Source organism: Ruminococcus sp. CAG:57, from assembly GCF_000435935.1.
GTDB lineage: Bacteria > Bacillota > Clostridia > Oscillospirales > Ruminococcaceae > Hominimerdicola > Hominimerdicola aceti.
Genome location: NZ_FR890682.1, coordinates 1 through 1,324 on the forward strand (window position 1 = coordinate 1; position 1,324 = coordinate 1,324).

The window sequence follows — 1,324 nt, forward strand, 5'->3', positions numbered from 1 at the left end:
GCCTTGCATTGGAATACAGGAAATGCTGAGTTGTATCTCCTGTGCAACTGCGAGGATAATTATTCCAAGGAGTTTACAGAGAGAGAAGTATGGGATAGTTTCATTGAGGGCAAAAGGAGCAATAACAAGCGGGTATCTGAGGAAGATTTGGCTCAGAGAGATGCTGCTGATGCTTCAAATAAGCAGTTAGTTCACTTTGTGAAAATCGATTATTTCCTAAGCCATTTAGATGAATATATTTGAGCATTAAGGAGCAGTATCTGTGGGGGGTATTGCTTCTTTATTTTTGTAACATTGCAGAAAAATTCAAAGATGCCAGTCATCAAATCAAGTCCTGCTCGTGAAAACGCCTGCACACGGAGTTTTGCCCGAAAAGGGTGTTGAGTAAGTGCGATTATTCGATGAGCTTCGTTTTACCCCTGTTTTCAGAGTGAGCTGTACCTATTCATTTGGTGCATAAAATACCCCTAGATTTTCGAGTCAGATTTATCAAATATTTTTGAGAATTGTTTCTATTCTCACCCGCAAAATAATTTTTGCAGATTATAGATATTTTTCATTGCGGTGCGTTAGTCGTTTAAGCCTAAAGAGCATTTGAGGAACAAATTTTTTCGGCGATAAGTTTCAAAATTTCTGAGATAGCTGTAATATAACGAAGCCCTGATGAACCAACAGCCGTATTACTTATTTTTGATAAATAACACCTTGTAGTCCACTTTAGTCAACGTCCGAGATTAATTTTTTATGTTCGTAATGTTCATTTTGATTTAATCAAGATGCTAAATTATCAAATTCAGATCATATTGAATTTTTATAAGAATAATGCTATACTACACCAACGGTAAATGCAGCGGCTTTGCCCAATTTATGGATGATTAGTCCTGTGGATAGCGTTGTCGCACACGCCTTCACAAACGCCGTGTGTGGGGCTGCGGCTGCTTCGTCGTCAAACTACTCTACCCGCTTGGTGATGGGGCGTTACAGCGGCGTACGGTGTGTTCTGTGGCGAATGGCTTCGTTCACTGCTAACACGGGTATCAATTCTGGGCGGGGTACGGAATTATTAATGGATCGGGGGTGATTATACTTGAGATTGTCGGAAAAAATGCCATCGCAAAAACTTAAAGTCGGTAGTAAGTTTATATATAAATGGATCGATAACGAAACTCTTTTGGTGGCAGAAGCAATCCATAAATATCCGTATGGTATGCTGTGTCAGTTGTATCGTGCAAAGAGCAAGAAAGATGGCAGCATAGAGATTGAAAAACCTTTGTTTAAGGCTTTCGTCTATGTATGCTAAAATAAAACTGAGCCAGTCAGGGCA

At 39.7% G+C, this 1,324-nt stretch carries 1 protein-coding gene; it reads left to right on the forward strand.

Annotated features, from left to right (window positions below; translation table 11 throughout):
• The coding region (locus QVO88_RS00600) for a hypothetical protein (RefSeq protein ID WP_288177666.1) at positions 1-243 on the forward strand (243 nt) is incomplete at its 5' end.
• Positions 244-1,324: the final 1,081 nt, after the last annotated feature.